This is a genomic window from Xylanivirga thermophila (genome assembly GCF_004138105.1).
Classification (GTDB): domain Bacteria; phylum Bacillota; class Clostridia; order Caldicoprobacterales; family Xylanivirgaceae; genus Xylanivirga; species Xylanivirga thermophila.
The window spans coordinates 20,734-39,263 of sequence record NZ_RXHQ01000009.1; the positions used below are offsets into that span (position 1 = coordinate 20,734).

The window sequence follows — 18,530 nt, forward strand, 5'->3', positions numbered from 1 at the left end:
GGGATAGGGGATAATGAAAATTAGGGATATTGTTGAAGTTCCGAAGATAGATACCATCGTTAAATTAACAGAAAATATTTCTAAGGGTGCAGATAGAGATAAGATTGAATCTTTATTAAAAGGATACGTTATTACAAACAATGTAGAAGAAAATATTAGCAGATTTTTTTATAAGATTACTCATTTTAAAGACCAGGGACACGGATTCTTAATTTCAGGTCTACCTGGGTGTGGTAAATCCCATTTTATGTCTGTTCTTGGTTTATTAATGAGCAATAATGAATTTTTTGATTTAATGAAAGGAAAAAGTAAGACAATAGATGATGCAAAGGAATATTTTGAAAACAAAAAGATATTTGTAGTTCCAATTATTGCAGAAGAAGGTGGACCCAATATTTCACTTGAAGGAATGTTTTTTAGAACCGCTGAAAATATTTCAGGCTTTCCATTTACCGATGAAAGTTACTACATAGAACAGTTTGAGGATGCTGTTGTATCTAATATAAAATATAAAGAAAAAGTAGATGAATTTGCAAGAACTGATTCTAAAGAAAAGTTTGTAAGTTGGGCTGATTTGAAGGCTAATGTCGGGTCAAGAACGTTAACAAAATTTATAAAGAGATTTATAACAGAATATGACATAAGGTTCTTTAACCCAGATAGAGGAAGAAAGGACAAACAGGATTATTTTTTCAAATGGTTATATGAAGAAGATTATGATGGTGTACTTATTTTGATTGATGAATTATCGGAATATTTGAACGATAGAGGCACAGATGCAAGGGATGATGCACTTTTCTTAAAGGTGTTTTTAGAAAATGCGGAAAAAAGAGAAGAGGATAAAATAATACCAGCATGGCTAGTTGGAGCATTTTTAGAGGATGTTAATGAAGTAAGGGTACCTGGGGTCTATGACCTGATGAAGGATAGATTTCCTTTCGAGAACAGGTTCAAGTTAACAGTAGAGGACATTGAGGATATTATTGACCAGAGGCTTATCATTAAAAAGAATCCTAGTAAGATAGAAGAAATATTTTTTACCCTTGAAGAAAAATATTCTGGATTTAAGAAGTCTGATAAGAATAAGTTTATGAAAATATACCCGTTGCATCCTGATACTTTGGAGGTATTATCAAAATCGCTTCGCTTTTTGTCAAGGCAGAGGTCTATTGTTGACTTCGTTTTAAGTCAAGTTAGGGGTAATATTGAGGAAGGTGGAAATATAAAAGGGGTACTAGATGGAGATTATCTGACTTTAGTTACTCCTGACAAAATATTACATCATTTTAAAGATAGAATAAGAGAATTATCGGATAAAAGGATTTATTTTGATGATATCTATAATTATTTTATGGGAGGGGAAGGAAGAGGAAAGGGCCAATTGGATGTTATTTTTAATGACAACCAGGAAGAAAAAGATATTGCAGTAAAATTGATTAATGTAATGACTATATTAAAAATTAATGATATGGAACAAAATTATACAGTTAGAGACCTGACAAATATGATTCAGTATCCAAAAATGAAAAGAGAGTTTGCAGAACTCAAGGTAGATACAATTCTTTCAAAGATTTATGAACAGGGAAAATATATAGAAAAGCAGGAAAGTAATACAGGTGAAAGTGAAAATATCTATTTCATTAATAAAGACCTAGGAATAAGTTCAAAAATTCGCCAAGATACAAAGAAAGTATTGGATAAACTTGAAGACGAAAATGTATATTCTATTGTTGATGATTTAATGGATGTACTTAATGCAGAGCCTGTTTCGTTGAATTCCTATAAAGAACCTACAGAAGTAAATATTAAATGGAATGATACTAACAGAAAAGGAATTGTTAAGGTATATAACCTAATAAAGAGCGAAACAAAGGATAATGTAAAGAGTGCGCTTACTAATCTTAAGCAATCTGAAATAGACTACTATATAAACATAGGAACGTTTTTCGAAATTGATGAACAAAAAAAGGCATTTGACAGGGAATTGATAGGTTTAAGTGGAGACGGGCAAACTACATTTGCTCTTTTTGCAAATTACAAAGATAATTACACAAAAGATTTAGAGAAACGTATAACAAAATGTATTCTTTACTGGCTACCTTCTGATACACTTGGAAAAGAAGAAGGGATGGAGCAGTTAAATATTTTAAAAGAATATTATGCCCATCTTGAAGTATTGAAGGATTATAAGAGAGAATATGGGATTTCTGCTTCTCCTGATGCATTGCAATTAAAAGAAAAAATTGAAGAAATGATTTATAAGGAAGAAGATGCGGTAAGAGAGATTTTAAAGAACTTATATTTAAACGGTACATTCTATAATATAGACGGGAAGATAGATATAAGTATTGCTGCATATAGCAAGGAATCTTTTTCTAAAATTATTCAGACTGTTGTTAACAAAATATTGAAAGAGGTTTATAAGGATAATCAGTTTATCAAGCCAGACGAGGATATAAGTTTGTCCGATGTCAGTAGCAATAAGTTTATAAGGGATTTCTTATTTAGCAACAAGGATAGGTTGTCCTTAACTTCTACAGATTCTAAAATAATTAATAATGTAATCAAAAAGTTTGGAGATGTTAGTTTTTCTGGAGATAATATTAAATATTCGTTAGATAGTAAAAATAATAAATTAGTAAAATTTGTTATCGATGAAGTAAAGGAAAAATGCGAGATAACCTATAAGGAACTATATGAAAAAGTTAGAAAATCAACTTTTGGACCAGACAAAAATACAGTGGAGATAATTTTTGCCTTAATGATTAAAAAAGGTTATTTGATTCCTATTAAAGGGGATGAAAGATTAAATATAAATCAAATAAAACTACCTTTGAATAGTTCCACACAAAAATTTAGGTTAGGGCAGTTTGTAGATAGTAAGTATTATGAAGGATTAATGAAAGTTTCTAAAATATTTCTAAATAGGAATTTTGAGAAAGAAGATTTGGCTGCCCAGGAAGAATTATGGGAAGATATGCTTAGTTTTAAGAAACAGACTCTAGAAAATATTGAGAAAATAAAATCAGAGTTAAATGAATTTATTAAAAATATGCAAATTGAAGAAAATGATTTTGAAAAAACCTATGAAGTAATAAACCAATTTACAATTATGTTGGATGCGGTTTCTGATGAAAACAACTCAAAGGATGGGCTAGAATATTTTATTGAGTTTAATAAAAAGTTACTTGAAAGAAAAAATGGTAGAGATATTATTGAGGCTTTATATGAGGATTACAATAGGGTTATAAATTGGATAAACGCAGGAGAATTTAACAATTATCCAATAAAACTTAGAAAGGTAAATGTAGAATTAAAAAATGAAAATTTAATTATTCCAGATGACGATTCTTATAAATGGTTAAAAGATAGTTACAATGAGATTCTAAAGAAATTAGAAAGCGGAGACGACTTCATTTTTGAGAACAAGAGTGAAGTTGTTATCAAGGCCTATGAAAATTTTAGAAAAGAGTATAACAAACAATATGTGATTGAGCATCTTGAGCAAAATGAAAAGCCAGAATTTAAAGAATTAGAATCAATATTTGAGGATGATAATTATAAATTCCTTGGCATGATAAGCCAAATTAAAAACATTAATATGGATTATGATTATATAAATATAACGAATGATATCAATAGAGAATTAGAAAAAGTGTGCCATAGGTCACCTTTAACTATATTAGAAAAAGGAGAAGGAGGCTGTGTTTGTGGGTTTAAGTTAGGCACAAAGAAGTACGTTGAAGATAAATCAAAATTTATTAAAGGGATATCTAATGCCATTAATGGATATATTGATGCCTTAAATAGCGAATTTAATAGACAAAAGATTTATAAGCATATGAACTATCTAAGAGAGATTGGCAAAAAACTTGATATGACAGAAAAAGTTGAAAGAATGTATTTGATACCTCTCGATGAAGATAAGGGTTCAAATTATAAGGGCTTTATCAGAGCAAATCCAGATATAATTCATTTTATAAATGAAGCATTAACCGTTAATGTTGATATCGTAATAAGGGATATTAATAAATTTATTGAAATGTTTAAGGATAAGCCAATTTCAAAGGGAGAGTTAATTGATAAATTTATTAAATACATTAATGGCAATGATAAAGTTAGTGATACTCATTATATTAAGTTAACTGACTTAAAATAGGTTTATACGAAAAGAGGGGTATAATGGAGGATACTTATAAGTATTATCTTGGTAGATTTACAGAAAAAAAGACTACATTTTCAAAGCCATTTATGATGTTTCTAGATAAGAATGGTGTTATGGATGGTATTGAGGAGATAAATGTTTATATCTATCCTTATAGGTTAGTACATATTGAAGAAAATGTATTATTTAGGACTAATTATGAACACATAAAACATAAAAGTGAAGATAGATACATCCTTCTCCTTAAGCATGAGGAATTACAAGAAAAACTTCAGGACTTTATTAAGAGAGCAGATGGTGGAAGAGTAAATAATATAGATATTAAAGATGTATTGGATACTGTAGAAGAAGATTTGTCATGGCATGAACGAATAAATCATTATAATGTCTCTGACATTAGGAATATTTTTAATGAACTTATTCATTATAGGAAACAGTTTAAGAAGAATATGATTAACATGGAAGAGATAGATAGGATAATCCTATCTGCCCTATATGACATGGACGCTATATCGATTAATGGAGATGCTGACTGTTATATATTTTATAAAAACATAATAGAATTGCATGGTGGAATTAATCAAGAGAATTATGTGACAAATATAAAAGAACTACTTTGTAAAGTCTTTTATGATAATGGCGGGGAATTCATGCACAGCGTAGTTCATCAAGAGATATTTAATGAATTTGAAAAACTGATGTGGACTTGCTATGTATTAGACTTTTTCAAGAAGTTAAATGGAGATAATATAAAAAAGGTTATAGGGCTAGAATTTATCAAAGTGGAAGTTTTCGAGAAATACTATAATGACTTGGTCACACTGGCTAAGATTATTGAAAAGAAAGACAAAAAATTATTTATATCTATGAAAGATAGAGCGGAAAAATGGGTATTAGATTCAGGAATAGACCTTTATTCTGTAGAACAGAACCATCTGGAGTTTATTAAAGAGAATATTGCTTCTTATATTTGTGTTTTGGATGGGATAAAAAATATTTTAAAAGACTTTAATATTGAAGGGTTTAAAAAAGTGTTTAAATACAACTTGGAAAATCTTTTAGAAGTGAAGGAAACACTAAAAAATATACCCTATGCAACTGAAAACACAAATAAGGTTAAGAGTTTTTTTAATGACTTTTTTGAACTTGTATCTACAATAGAAGAAATTGAAAAAGATTCTGCAAAAATACTAAGTCTAAATCTATATACTGATTGGGTGAAATTGTATAGAGATAAACTTTTAAATTTGCAGTATCTATTGAGTAAAGTGAGATTTTCTGATGAATGGAATATAATAGAAAAGAGTAGATACGCTGCTTTAGATAGGCGAATTAGTAACATTCTAAATAAATATAGAAAATCCTTTGCAGAATTCTATATCAAAAATTATAACTCATGGTTAACAACTGAATATGGACCATCTAGACCCATATTAAATAATGATATTGAAAAGTTAATAGATTTAAAGGATGAGAAGATATTTATTATCATTTTTGATGGAATGAGATATGATGCATGGGATAATGTGGTTTACAAGTATTTTGAAGATATTTTATTAAGTCGTGAAACAAGGATTAAATCATCTTTTTCACTTTTACCGTCTATCACATCGATATCTAGGGAAGCCATATATAAAAATATTATAGATAATAATAAAGCGGATGTTACTTATATGACCAAATCGGAATCCTATTTAAAGCAGGATGATATTAAAGAAAACCTGCTTCTAGATAAAAAGATTAATATTTTTATATATAACATGTTTGATAAAGACGGACACAAGGCTACTGAGGATTTATATTTATTTTACGCTAAACAGGACACAGTTTTTGAAAATAGTATAAAAAACCTCGTTAAAAAGATACCTGATGATGCAAGTATTATAATAGCAGCAGACCACGGCATGATGCGTTTAGATAAATACATAAACGTTAAAGATATAGATGGGTTAACAACTGTAAAATCAAGGTTTTTAGAATTAAAATACCCTAAAGAATTTGAAGATGGTATAACACTTGATAACTATATATTTTCATATACCAATAGAGGCTATTTTACCGGAGGTGGAGAAAAGGATTTTTATAGTCATGGTGGATGTAGTATGGAAGAAGTAATCGTTCCCTTTATATATGCTAGACCATTATCAAATAATCATTTTACTTCATATACAGTAACGAAAACAATCGATGAAAAGGGAGAAACAATAATCTTACATGATGGTAAGAGATTGAAATTACCGTTTAAGGTTAGTGATAAGGAGCAGGTATTTTTAGCCAATTTATATAAATTTAGTACTCTTAATACAACGGATATTGAGAAATTATTTAAAAACCAATTTGGTAGTGCAGGATTGATTGACGGTATGTTGAGAAGATTTATTAGGAAATTACAAAGGGCAGGAATCACAATAATAGATACAACAGCAGCAGGGGAATTTGTTGTTTATAAAATTAATACTGAAAATCTATTTGGAGGTGGATGGCTTGAGTGAAATTCTTAAAGATATAATAAATGCACTTCGTAATGGCACTGTTCCAGCGGAAGGAACGGAAAATATTGCCGTTGGCATCGATGCAGAATTAAAAGAGGTAGAAAGCCAGTTAGAATATGTTAAGAAAGACAAAAGTGCATTTAAGTTTATTATAGGGGATTATGGTTCAGGTAAAACATTTTTTAGTACAGCAGTTAGAGAAATGGCATTTAGCAAAAATTTTGTTGTATCTTCTGTTGTCATATCCTCTGAAGCCCCATTGCATAACTTTGAAGAATTATATAGAAAAATAATGGGGGGATTAAGAACCGTAGATAATAAAAAGGTACCTGCTTTTTCTATAATTCTCGAGGAATGGCTTTTAGATTTAGAAGATAAAGTTTCTGAAATTGAAGGAATATCACCTGAAGATAATGAGGAAGAGTTTAAAACGGCTATGGACAAAAAGATAAATGAGGAGTTGCTCATAGTAGGTTCAATAGCATCTTCATTTGCCAACTCAATACGAGCGTTTTACAATGCAAAATATAAAGGTGATACTATATTAGCACAGGCTGCCGTGGGGTGGTTAAAAGGTGAAAATATTGGCATTGAACTAAAACGAAAAGTAGGAGTAACTGGTTCTGTAAAAAAAGAAAATTCATTTGAGTTTTTTAGGGCATTACTTCATATGATAAAGAGTACAGGTTATGAAGGACTTGTAATAATATTGGATGAGGTAGAAACGGTTCAAAAACTTCCACGAAAAGATATGAGAGACCACGCATATGAAAATTTAAGGCTTTTTATTGATGAGGCAGATAGAGGAGGATTTCCAAATTGCTACTTCCTGTATACTGGTACGGAAGAATTGATGGAAAGTGAGAAAGGTTTTAAAAGTTATGAGCCTATTCATCAAAGAGTAGAAGTGAAAAAAGATGAAGAACATAGAAATTTGAGACAACCAGTAATTTATCTTGAGAAATTTAACAGCGATAAACTAATTCAGGTATCTAAAAAAGTAAAGCAAATACATGGACAAGTTTATAACTGGCAACCAGAATCAAAAATTACAGAGCATTTTATAGAAAAACTTGTGATGGAAGTGAGTTCGGGATTTGGAGGGGAAATCAAGGTAGGACCAAGAGGGTTTTTAAGAATTTTCGTTGATACATTAGATAAGGCTCAGATGTATGATGACTATATACCAGAAGAACAGTTTAAATTTAATGACGAAATAATAAATAGAGCAGTGGAAGTGGAAAAGGAAACTGCACACATAGTTAACTTTTAGGTGGAAGGGATATGAGTAATTTTAAACTTTTATGTGAACCAATTAAGAATGGAATTATAACAAAATTAGGGTGGAGAAATCTAACACCGGTGCAGGAGTTGACAATTCCTGAAATCATAGATGGTAAAAATATTGTTGTTCTTGCACCTACTGCTGGAGGCAAAACAGAAGCCGCTTTTCTTCCAGTTTTAAATGCAATGTATATAGAGAATTTAAAACCTATATCTATTATTTATGTATCACCAATAAAAGCACTATTAAATAATCAGGAAGAAAGGCTTGGAAAACTTTCTTCCTTTGTATATTCAGATGTTTTTAAATGGCACGGTGATGTAGAAAGTAGCGAAAAGCAAAAGTTTTATAAAAACCCGTCTCAAGTTTTGATGATTACACCTGAGTCCCTGGAAGTTATTTTGATGAGTCAAAAAATTGATAAAAAGCAACTTTTGGCAAATATAAGATTTATAGTAATAGATGAAATACATGCATTTGCTGACAGCGAAAGAGGAATACACCTGATGGCTGTGATGGAAAGAATCCAATCATTTTCAAGATTTGACATACAACGTATAGGACTTTCAGCAACGGTAGGAAATCCGCATGAAATTCTAAAATGGATGCACGGAAGCAGTACTAGAGAAGGAATAGTAATTAACCCTCCAAAAGAAAAGAAACCTAAAAAAATTGAAATAAAATATGTGGATGAAGCAAAGGATGATTTTCAGAAGGATATTGCAAAAAGGATTTTTGGTAAAAAGGCACTATTTTTTTCAAATAGCAGAACAGCAGCAGAAGAATTAAAACTGTTTATTGAAGGTAATGGTATAGATTGTCATGTGCATCATTCGTCTATTAATAAATATTTTAGAGAAATTGCAGAAGAAAAATTTAAGGTGGGCAATAATACTGCTATAATAGCAACAAGCACACTGGAACTTGGTATAGATATAGGAGACCTTGATATTGTTTTGCAGTTAGATTCACCTAATTCTGTATCTTCCTTTTTGCAAAGACTTGGTAGAACGGGAAGAAGGGAAAACAGCATTGCACATTTTGTGTTTTTTCCTACAGATAAGGGAAAACTTGTTTTCTCAATTGCAATATTGAATTTAGCAATTAGAGGATGGGTGGAAGATATTTACCTTGTAAGGAATGCTTATGATATTCTGTTTCAACAGATATTGGCAATTACCCTGTCAACTATGGGAACTGATTTAGAATCTATTTATGAATTATTTAAAAAAGTATACTCATTTTCAGAAGTATCTAAAGAGGATTTTATATTTTTAGTTAAGTATATGATTAAGAACAAGTATTTGATGTATGAAAGAGGAAAGGTATTTATCGATACTGAAACAGAGAAAAAGTTTGGAAGTCGAAATTTTATAACTTTATACTCTGCTTTCGATACTAATAAAGAGTTTACAGTTAAATATAAAAATCGTCCTATAGGAAATTTAGAAAGATGGTTTGTAAATGCACTAGGAGATAATTTTCAGTTTGTGCTTGCAGGTAGATGCTGGCAGACGGATAAAATTGATTATGATAGAGGTTTTATACATGTTATTGAAGCCGAATATGCAAAACCTCCAAAATGGATGTCTGAAGGTGGTTTTGTATCATTTGAATTGGCACAAGAGTATTTAAATGTACTAACTTCAAATGAGGCATACAATTTCTTAAATAAGACGGAACTTGATATGTTAAATGAAATTCGTTATGAAGAAAAAAGTTTTGGATTAGAAAGAGGTAAAATACTTATTGAGGAAAGTAAAAACGATTATATTTTTTATACATACGCAGGCAATAGAGTGAATTATACATTAGCAACAACATTATCTTTAATTAATATATACTATGATATTGTTGGATTAACTTGGAAAGGATTTAAACTCCGATGCAGAGATAAAGAATTTAAAATTGATTCTAATATTATATTAGAGGAAATAAAAAAGATTAGAACTAGTCCAAACTACTTTGGGCAAGAAAAAATATCAGAATTAATTGAAAAAGTACCTGATATTAATATATCGAAATTTCAAAAATATTTACCCCAGGAATTAAGGAGAAAACAGTTATTTGACTACATTTATGACATTAAGAAAACAAGAGAATTTATTAGATATAGTGAAATTAAGGTGTTAAAAATCTATTATTAAGCAAGGAGGGTCTCTATGAAAAATATTGAGAAACAATTAAAAGAACTTGAAAAGAAATTTAAAAAAGCAGATGGCCATGCAAGTTTTAATGAATTATTTAATCTGGATTTTATGAGGAAGTATACGGATTTCAGTAGTATAGAAGATTTTTTTGAATTTGGTGGATTTGAAGTAAACACTCAAGAGGATTACGAGAATCTTCTTCAGGAGGAACTTGATAAAATAGTTCGTGAGAAAACAAAATTTAAGACTTGGGAAGAGATGCTTCGCTGTGCTGGAAAAGAAGAAATGTTAAGAAGGTTAAGAATGCAGGGATTTGATGTAAAATAGATTTTGCACCTCTCCTTTTGTCTGTAAGGGTAGAAAAGAAGAATTTGCTGAAAATAAAGATATTCCGAAGCAGAAAGGAAGATTTAGGAAATACTGTTTTAGACTATTTAAAAAGAAGGAATGAGTATTGCTTCTGGAAAATCAGCAGTATTTATTATTGGATTTATGGAAGTGACAGAAAGAGATTGAAGGTTTTTTTAAGGAGATAATTTGCATGAATAGGTGTCAGTGGTGCGGCAAAGACTCTGGCGGGCATGGCATGGTTGTTTTAACTATAAAAGAAGATGAGCCATCTCAATTGATATGCGAAGATTGCTACAATAGATATACGGCAGATATGCTTGGAGTTGAAGACTATAAGGATTTTGAAAAAGAAGCAACCTTTAAAGATTGTGATGGTATAGACCACTGCTTTCAAATAGGAAAGAAGATTCATCCAACAGGTATTTGTTGGGATGCTATAGAATTTATTGAGGAAGATAAAGTAGGATATTCCTTTGAGATACATTAAGAGTTTGAAGAAGATTCAAATGATGCTTTAAAAAGGCTTTATAAAAAGATAAAAAAAGGATTATCGCAAAAGCACATAAAAAGAGAAGTATTCCGGGGACATGAACTTATCTCTTTTAAAGATAATCTAGTAGAAGGGCGTATTGAGTGGGATGATAGGTATGAGACTGATATGCCCAAATTTATTATAGACGGACAGGAATATAGCCTAGAAGAGTTCGGTATAATGATGATGTCCTGCGAAGGATGGAATTTTAAATTAGAAATTATAGAACCTACTGAGTAGGGTGTGATATCTGAATTAAGGGTATCAATGTAAGAAAGTAAAACAATGACTAGGTTAAGGATATTTTTACATAGTGAGGTTGATATACATGGGTAATTCAAAGGAACAAGATAAAATATTACAGGAAATGTTGGAAGCAGAACGGCGTAATATAGAAAATTATAATAATGGCTTGCTTAAAAAATCTAATTCTGTCATTGAAGTAGATACAAAATATGAAGAAAAAAAGTACCTAAAGTCTATATCTTGGCAGTTGCCTGAAATTGATAGAGAAGCAATTGAAGATTTTAAAAGGAGCCATGATTGCACCTACCAAGATATTATTAAGTACGCATTAAGGTATTACTTATCAGAAACAAATTATAATCATGCTAAAGAGATAATTGAACTACGGGAGAAGCATTATATTGAGCATAGGGGTGAATAGGGGGTTAAGTTACTGACATGGAAAAGCCAGAGCAGCAAATGTTACAGGAATATAATAATATAGAAAAAGATATAGAGAATGTTCAGAAAGTTAGTGAATACGTAAGCCTTAATTTTGAATTATATGGCGAGCCTATTGACGATATAGAAACACTTCAAGAATATAGAGAAAGGTTTAAGAAAGCCCGAGATTTTAGAAATAAATATGAAATAGGGTTTAATAAACTTAATAAAAGCATTAAAGAGATTTATTCTAATTGGGATGATATTGCTTTATGGAGTGATAAGGTATTAAGGCTAAAGGAGCAAGCAAGGAAAGAATTATGTAATTTAGATAATGCCTTAGTACAGTGGTATAAAAAAGGCAGCATATCTTCATTAGTTGAGAAGGATGATTTGGATGGATTAACAGTCACATTAGGGTATAAAGTAAAAGATATTCCTCCAGAAATAATTTACGAGACGTTGGAAAAGTGTAAAGAAGAACAGGCTTTTTTACCTAATATGAGAGAATTAACAGACGAAGAAGATATGGAATACTGCTATTTTTTATACTGTTTTGCACTTGCTGAAGAAAAAGAGCAGAAAGCCATTGAAATTCAAGGGTTTATAGATAAAATCTTTGATAATATGCTTGAACATGGGTATTTTAGAAATTATATTTATGGAGAATATAATTTAGAATTAGTTGACAAGGAAAATAAAAAGAGTGGAAAGAAGCAATGTTCCTTTCAAAACTTTAATCCTCGGCAATGGCAGATAGAAGCCTATGAGTTGTGGAATCAAAAAAATCAAGCCCATCATGGCACTTTTTCCGTAGCCACGGGGGCAGGTAAAACATTATTTGCTCTATATTGTTTACAGCAGGAATTAGAAAAAGATAATGATATTCTCACAATCATAATAACGCCTACTAAGGCCATTATGCAAAACTGGTACGAAAGTTTAATAGAAAAGTTTCATGTACATAAAGAAGCAATAGGAAGAAGGGGCGGCGGACATGGTAAATGTCTATGGAACACAAAAAAGTTTATTATTTACATATCTAATACCGCCCAAAAGGAATTAGCAGATTATACTGTAGCCTTTGAAAAAATGAATGAACTAAAAAACAGAGATATCTACCAGTTCTACATATGCGATGAATGTCACCGTTACGCCACTGAAAATAACCTTAAGATGTTTGATGGACTTAAGTACCTTAAAACTAAGCAAGAAGATGATATTGATTACTATTCAGTTGGGCTCTCTGCTACTCCCGAACGAGGCGATGGAAGGGAAGTATACTTTTATCGTGCCATAGGAGATGTGATATACAAATATAATATTTTAGAGGCATTGGCTGATAATGCTGTATCTTCATTTACAATTAAGAATGTTTATTGTAAGTTAACAAAAAAGGAGCGAAAGATACTAAAAGAATTAAACCAAAAAATATTCAGTTTAATAAAACAACTTAATGCCCTTACAAAAACAGTAAAAACAAAATTATTTACCAATACAGGCAATCTCGATACAGAAACAATAATCCGAGAGGCGTATATTATAATAGCCTCAAATAAAAAAGTTATTGATAAAATAAATACAAAAAAGGAAGGCTTCAAGAAAAAGCATGGAAAATTTGCAGAAGGTGCCCTTAATGATTGGCTGAATAAACAGCAAAATAGTGATATGAAAATAATATACCTATGTAATGCGCTTGTTTCTGGGATAAACAAGAGAAAACTATTAATCATGAATTCACACCATCGGAATAAAAAGTGCTTAAAACTGGTAAGGAAAAATATTAATAAGAAAATAATTATATTTTCAGAATTTATAGAATCGGCAGAGGCTATTTATGAGGAACTTGTACTTCAGTATGGAGGGAAAAAGATAAGGAGATATTATTCTTTAAATCCGAAACAAAGACAAAACCAAACGGAAGCCCAAAGAGAAAAAGAGAATATGGAGGCTCTTACAAGTTTTAAAAATGGTGAAGCAAATGTGATTGTAACCGTTAAAGCGTTTGATGAAGGAGTTGATGTCCCGGATGCCGACGTTGGAATTATTTATCAAAGCACTAAAGGAACAAGGCAAGCGATACAAAGGTTAGGAAGAGTTGTAAGAAAGGCTCAAGATGGAGATGAAGAGAAAAATCCAATGTTATATTATTTGTATCATCCAGAATACCAGGCGGAGTTTTTAAAAGGTTACTTTGAAAATCCCTATAAACTATACCGCAATGCATTTGACGATGATTCGGAGGATGATGTAGTAAATAATACAACTGAGGATAACGAAGAGTTAATTAAAGGTAGGGGTTCTTATGAACAGGCTGTGTGCAAGTATAAAGCAGGGCTAGATAAGATAGTATTTATCCCTAAGAATAAATATGATTTTTCTAAATACGATATAAAAAATGATAACAATGACACTATATAATACAAGACCTTCATACAGATTCATGATTCAAGAAACATGATTCTGTACAAAGGTTGCGTATTATTAATAGGTGGTGTGTAAGAAATAGAAAATAGGGATTTAGGGATATGGGATGTATGGCTATAGCGGTGTAAAATGATAAATGAGGATAATGGATAAAATAAACACGTTGCATTTATTAATGGACCAACGTAAAATATAAGCATACGGATGGAGGCATATCTCCTTTACGGCCAGTTTCATAACTGGAATTAAACGTAAAGGAAGGTATGCCTTTTGGTTTATCAAGATTAAGGATTAAGGGAAGATGATTTAAGGAGGGATAATGTGCTTAGAATTGAGGAGTTTACAGAAAAAATTACAAGAGATTTTAAGATGGAATTTCCCGAGGTGGAAGTAAAAGAAAAATATATTCGCTTGGGTACAGGGGTAACCCATGCAGAATTACCGATTGCAAGCATGTATAAAGAGTACCAGGTTACGGGCTACGATAATATAAGGGATTTATATATAAAGGTTGCATACGAGGTATTGAATCAATATAAATTTAAGGTTGATTATAATAATGTATTTCCTTTGCTTAAAAGTAGGGATTTCGGGAAAGGCGAAAAGGATTTAAGGTTTTGTAGGGAGCAAGCCTTTACCGATATAGATACACTATATGTATCAGACGAAGGGGAAGTGTTTAGATTTGTGCTGGAAAGTGATGATGTGGACTTTGATAAAATAAAAAAGAGAGCATGGGAGAACCTAAATAAACTTTCTAATATACTGGTACGACTGGATGATACCCTCAATATATTTTGCTTGCGATATTCTACTGATTATAATGCATCATTTTTACTTAGTGATTCATTACAAAAACAGATAAAAAGGAAAGTAGGACAGGATTATCTCTTTGCAATTCCTTCTTCAACTGCATTAGTTGTGGCTAAATATCAACCTGAATATATAAAAATTATGGAATCACTAATTATGGTAGATAAAGACCCGAATAAGGTCTCAGATAAAGTATATCAATATAAAGATGGGAAATTTGATATTGCATTTGTTTAACAGTATATTAAGAAGTAGAAGGAATAAGGGTTAAGTATAGTTATAGAGGAAATCACAAAGATTTATTCTAATTTGATTTAGAGATAGTAATTTCATATAATATAATAAGATATGTAATATGTGGAAGAGGAGATATGGTAATATGAATAAGGTGATAATTGAATGTGCCGAATTGGTTGATAAATATGAATTAAATAGAGATAGCATCCTGAAACAGTTACAGTCTATGGAAATAGATAAAGGAATAGAGGATTTTATTATTGCATACAATGATGACTTTCGGTATACTTTGATTGGTGAAATCAAGAGCAAACAGGTAGTTTTAACTAATATTGAAAAGGCTATCGCTTTTGAAAAGATGGATAATACGGATTTATACGAATTTATAAAAAAGGGACAAGGGAAATAGGAAAATTAGGACAAAAGAAAAGGCTTTGGGGATAAGGTTAGATATCCTGCAAAGCCTCATGTTTTTAGTATTTTGGGATTTCAGTTTTTACTTTTTCAATAAAGGTTCTAATGGTAGGAATATTATTTATCAGGAGTTGATAATCATCTAAATCTAGGGTTTGCTGAATCTGATTTAGATATTGTTCAATTGTTTGGAGATGGGACAGGGAAAAGGAATCATAGGAAGCAGGGTTAAGAAAACAAGTGACTAATGCTGTGATTGCTTTACCTAATTTCCTCGCATCCATATTTCCTAATATCCTATTCACAATCTGTTGTAGGTAATTTAGTTCCAATCTCAAAACTTCTAGATTTATCATTATTACGCCACCCCTTTACGGAAATTTGAAGCATTATAGCCATAGGTACACGAGAAATCAAATTATTTGAGGTAAAAGTTTTAAAATTAATAAAATAATTCATGGCATATAACTTAATATTATAGTAATAAAATGTTACATGAGTGGATATAATATTGACACATGACAAACAATAATGTAATATAATATTACAAAGGAGGGTTTAAAGATGGCAAAGGATATTCCTATTGGATTAAAAATAAAGGCTATTAGAGAAGCAAGGGGATTAAGTCAGATTGAAGTAGTAGAACGACTTGTTGAAAGAGATGTTAATATGAGCAGAGAAACATTAAGCAAAATAGAAAACGGCAACAGGACTGTATCGGCTGTGGAGTTAAATGCTCTATGCAAAGTTCTGAATATAGATATAAACATCCTTTTTGAAGAAGATGATGATTTGGTTACATTATTCAGGAAGAAAAACTTTTCAGAGAAAACGATTAAAGAAGTAGAAAAACTTCAGGATATGGTAAAGGTGTTTATTTATCAAAAGAAAATATATGCTGGGGAGTTTAAACCACAAGAGAGAAAGCCACTATGGGAGGAGTGTTAAGATTGCCAAAGAATAATTTGAATCTCCCAGAAGAATCTTTCAGGCTACAAATTAAAGACTTAGCAGAAGAAACGAGAATAAAGTTTGCTAGAAAAGGGCTTTCAGATATATTTGACATTCTATCGGAGGCTGCATTTTTGATAAGAAAGCCATTGGATACAGATGAATTATCAGGGTTTAGCACTTATTTTGAGGAACAGTTTATTGTCTATTTAAATAGTAATTTTACTTTGGGACATGAACGTTATACTGGTGCCCATGAATTATATCATCTTATTTATAATGCCGATATCCTGAAAAAAGAAAAGATTCTTTTAGATGATGAAAAGCATAAAGCAGAAGATATGAAAGCAAATGTATTTGCATCTGAATTTTTAATGCCTGAAGACTATGTAAAAGAAGTATTTTATAAAATTGTTAATGTGGATAAGGGCAGTATTTTACCAAGGCATATCGTTAGAATGCACAATTATTTTAAAGTAAGTTATAAGGCTATGTTAAAAAGACTTATCCAACTTGATTTATGCTCTATTAATAAATATGAGGAACTTGTAGATATCTGCTCACTGGAAAACATGGAGCAACTCCAATCTCTAACCAAGCGGGAAGGCTATAGCATTGAACTGATAATTCCATCAAAAGAAACGTATGTACCTACAGAATATATAGAATTTGTAAAGAGTAATTACGAACGAGGGAATATTTCATATAAGAACATGAAAAATAGTCTTGAATTTGTCGGACTGACTCCAGAGCAATTCGGATATGAGTATCCCCTAGAAGAGGATTATTAGAATGAGGTACGTAGGAGCCATTTCTGATGCAGATATTTTAATTAATTTAGCCAGAGTTAACAGATTGGATGTTTTAGAACTTTTATTTGAGGAAATCATCATTCCACAATTTGTGTATGATATTGAAATAAAGAAAAATGCAGGAAAGGGTTATGGTGTAATTAATCAAGCCATTCATAAAGATGGGAGCATATTTAAGGTAGTAGATAGGAAGAAAGATATATCTGTAAATATACTTGCAAGAAGTATTATTGAAGATAAGAAAAAGGTAATCGGTCCAGGAGAAAGTGAATGTGCAGGATATGCTCAGGCGTTGAGAATTCCAATAATAATATCAGATAATTATACTGAATTTAAGTGGCTAGATGAGTTCATTACCCTGACACACAATAATATTTTGGCTTTATGTGTGTATTTTGGCGAGATTACAAAAAGTGAGGCAGAAGATATTTTTAATCAAATTAATGATAATTTAACTCGTCCGACTAGAGATACCTTTGAAGACCAATATGGAAAGGCCTTTATAAGATTTGAGAGAAATGGTTGGAAAAAATATTTGGGTATATAGGGGAAGGTATATGTAATAAGGGATATGGGTTAAAGAATAAGGTTATATTGAAGTAGCAATTGTAAGAATGTAATTGTGTTCTTCCTTAATATGCGCTAAAATATCATTATCAATACAGACGGAGAGCATATTCTCTTTATACAGCCAGGTTCGTTTTGGCAGTAGTTAAGGAGAATATGCTTTTTATTTTTTGGAAGAGAATTTGGAATGATAAAATGTGAGGTAAGAGGTGAGGAATATGAGAAATCCTATTAGATTACTATTGCTTCTATAAACCATATTATTCCTTTGTTATTGTGTACAGTCAATAGGAATTCAGCATTCTATAAAGGATAAATTGGCTAATGCTAGTACTTTGTCGAAATATCCGCTGAAGTTTAATACTGAGGTGAAAAGTATGGGAACAGCATGTCAGGTTAATAATTGTTTTAGTAATTGCTTTAGAGAAAAGTTAATAAATACTGAATTGGGATTTTTAATAAAACAAGAAGGGGTTAAAGAAGGTATAAAGGAGGCAATACTAATACTTTTATTAAAGAAAGCATATACTCTGCCAGACGATATTTATGAAAGTATTATGAATCAGGAAAATCAGAGTGTTTTGATGGAATGGGTAAGACTGGTTTCGGAAACTCAAAATATGGAACAGATAAGAAAAGTAATAAATGCAAAATAAAAATAAGCC

The 18,530-nt window shown here is 30.9% G+C and carries 16 protein-coding genes; 15 read left to right on the top strand and 1 reads right to left on the bottom strand.

Annotated elements, in window-relative coordinates; genetic code table 11:
• Positions 1–13 precede the first annotated feature (13 nt).
• The 11 genes from EJN67_RS06315 (at position 14) to EJN67_RS06360 (ending at position 15,530) form a co-directional block, all read left to right on the top strand.
• A complete protein-coding gene (locus EJN67_RS06315; protein WP_129723506.1) occupies positions 14–4,159 on the top strand; it encodes a hypothetical protein in 4,146 nt (1,381 codons plus the stop codon).
• A gap of 23 nt (positions 4,160–4,182) precedes the next feature.
• Positions 4,183–6,657 (top strand): PglZ domain-containing protein, encoded by a 2,475-nt coding sequence (locus EJN67_RS06320; protein WP_129723507.1) that lies wholly within the window; start codon positions 4,183–4,185, stop codon positions 6,655–6,657.
• Positions 6,605–7,930 carry a BREX system ATP-binding protein BrxD gene (gene brxD, locus EJN67_RS06325; RefSeq protein WP_165000773.1) on the top strand — a complete coding sequence of 442 codons (1,326 nt, stop codon included), beginning with the start codon at positions 6,605–6,607 and terminating at the stop codon, positions 7,928–7,930. Before EJN67_RS06320 ends, brxD begins: the two co-directional genes overlap by 53 nt.
• Before the next feature lie 11 nt (positions 7,931–7,941).
• Entirely contained in the window at positions 7,942–10,089 is a 2,148-nt protein-coding gene (locus EJN67_RS06330; RefSeq protein WP_129723509.1) for a DEAD/DEAH box helicase, read from the top strand.
• A 15-nt stretch (positions 10,090–10,104) separates the two neighbouring features.
• Positions 10,105–10,419, top strand: a complete 315-nt coding sequence (locus EJN67_RS06335; protein WP_129723510.1) for a hypothetical protein — start codon at positions 10,105–10,107, stop codon at positions 10,417–10,419.
• A 214-nt stretch (positions 10,420–10,633) separates the two neighbouring features.
• On the top strand, positions 10,634–10,930 hold the full coding sequence (locus EJN67_RS06340; protein ID WP_129723511.1) for a DUF7686 domain-containing protein: 297 nt from the start codon (positions 10,634–10,636) through the stop codon (positions 10,928–10,930).
• A 75-nt stretch (positions 10,931–11,005) separates the two neighbouring features.
• Complete coding sequence (locus EJN67_RS14590) at positions 11,006–11,215, top strand: DUF7713 domain-containing protein (RefSeq protein WP_449353842.1); 210 nt, start codon at positions 11,006–11,008, stop codon at positions 11,213–11,215.
• 88 nt (positions 11,216–11,303) lie between these two features.
• On the top strand, positions 11,304–11,642 hold the full coding sequence (locus EJN67_RS06345; protein ID WP_129723512.1) for a hypothetical protein: 339 nt from the start codon (positions 11,304–11,306) through the stop codon (positions 11,640–11,642).
• Between the two features lie 17 nt (positions 11,643–11,659).
• On the top strand, positions 11,660–14,065 hold the full coding sequence (locus EJN67_RS06350; RefSeq protein WP_129723513.1) for a DEAD/DEAH box helicase: 2,406 nt from the start codon (positions 11,660–11,662) through the stop codon (positions 14,063–14,065).
• A gap of 327 nt (positions 14,066–14,392) precedes the next feature.
• Complete coding sequence (locus tag EJN67_RS06355) at positions 14,393–15,121, top strand: DUF1444 family protein (protein ID WP_165000774.1); 729 nt, start codon at positions 14,393–14,395, stop codon at positions 15,119–15,121.
• Between the two features lie 142 nt (positions 15,122–15,263).
• Entirely contained in the window at positions 15,264–15,530 is a 267-nt protein-coding gene (locus EJN67_RS06360) for a hypothetical protein (RefSeq protein WP_091729329.1), read from the top strand.
• Between the two features lie 64 nt (positions 15,531–15,594).
• Here the strand turns inward: EJN67_RS06360 and EJN67_RS06365 are convergent, their stop codons facing one another.
• Positions 15,595–15,891 (bottom strand): hypothetical protein, encoded by a 297-nt coding sequence (locus EJN67_RS06365; protein WP_129723514.1) that lies wholly within the window; start codon positions 15,889–15,891, stop codon positions 15,595–15,597.
• Between the two features lie 208 nt (positions 15,892–16,099).
• Between EJN67_RS06365 and EJN67_RS06370 the strand changes: the two genes are divergently transcribed.
• From EJN67_RS06370 to EJN67_RS06385, 4 genes are all read left to right on the top strand, one after another.
• Positions 16,100–16,483 (top strand): helix-turn-helix domain-containing protein, encoded by a 384-nt coding sequence (locus EJN67_RS06370; protein WP_129723515.1) that lies wholly within the window; start codon positions 16,100–16,102, stop codon positions 16,481–16,483.
• Positions 16,477–17,277 (top strand): ImmA/IrrE family metallo-endopeptidase, encoded by an 801-nt coding sequence (locus tag EJN67_RS06375; RefSeq protein WP_243641243.1) that lies wholly within the window; start codon positions 16,477–16,479, stop codon positions 17,275–17,277. The genes EJN67_RS06370 and EJN67_RS06375 overlap by 7 nt, the downstream gene beginning before the upstream one ends.
• A 1-nt stretch (position 17,278) precedes the next feature.
• The gene (locus EJN67_RS06380; RefSeq protein ID WP_129723517.1) at positions 17,279–17,845 is read left to right on the top strand and encodes a hypothetical protein; all 567 of its coding nucleotides are present in this window, start codon (positions 17,279–17,281) and stop codon (positions 17,843–17,845) included.
• A 397-nt stretch (positions 17,846–18,242) separates the two neighbouring features.
• Complete coding sequence (locus EJN67_RS06385; RefSeq protein ID WP_129723518.1) at positions 18,243–18,521, top strand: hypothetical protein; 279 nt, start codon at positions 18,243–18,245, stop codon at positions 18,519–18,521.
• Positions 18,522–18,530: the final 9 nt, after the last annotated feature.